Source organism: Microvirga sp. HBU67558 (assembly GCF_018069605.1).
GTDB classification, from domain to species: domain Bacteria; phylum Pseudomonadota; class Alphaproteobacteria; order Rhizobiales; family Beijerinckiaceae; genus Microvirga; species Microvirga terrae.
In genome coordinates, this window is record NZ_JAGPUP010000249.1 from 1 (window position 1) to 653 (window position 653).

The 653-nt window shown below is 63.9% G+C and carries 1 protein-coding gene; it reads right to left on the reverse strand.

Annotation, left to right across the window (positions count from 1 at the left end):
• Nucleotides 1-653, reverse strand: a 653-nt coding sequence (locus KBI52_RS01055) for a PAS domain-containing protein (RefSeq protein ID WP_210804809.1), incomplete at both ends; no start/stop codon positions are given.

Consider the following 653-nt stretch of genomic DNA (forward strand, 5'->3'; position numbering starts at 1 on the left):
GCTGCCTCCAGGAAAGCCTTGCCGGACGGGAAGGCTCTCACGTCATAGCCGGCGTCGCGCAGCCCGCTCGTCAGGATCTGACGCGACACCTCATCGGCATCGACCACGTAGACGAAGCGCCCGTCATGGCGGGTGATGTCCTGCGCAACGCCGCCGGCACGGCGGATCCGGCCCTGCGCGTCACGTATAGGGAAAAAGGTATCGCGGAGCCAGCGCACCGCCCCATCAGAACGGACGATGCGGAACTCTTCCGTGATCGTCTCTCCCAGCCTGACCTGATCAAGCGCATCGAACACCCGCTGCCGGTCATCCAGATGGAGGAAGCGACCCCAGCGACCGTGATCGCCAAGCGTGCTTTCGATTGTTTCGCCCCAGATGGCCTCAAAGGCGGGACTCAGGTATTCAAGGTTCATCGTCGCCAAGTCGACGATCCACAGCACGTTGCGGGAGTACTCGGCGAACTGCTGGAAGCGCTCCTCACTCTCTCGCAGGGCCACGTCGGCCCGCTTGCGCTCCGTGATGTCCAAGGCGGCTCCAATGAACGCAACGGGACAGCCATGCTCGAAGGTGGTCCGGCCGTGGGTGGACACCCAACGCTCGATCCCATCCCCGATCCCGATCACGCGGTACTCGATGGCGTAGATCCCAGGACC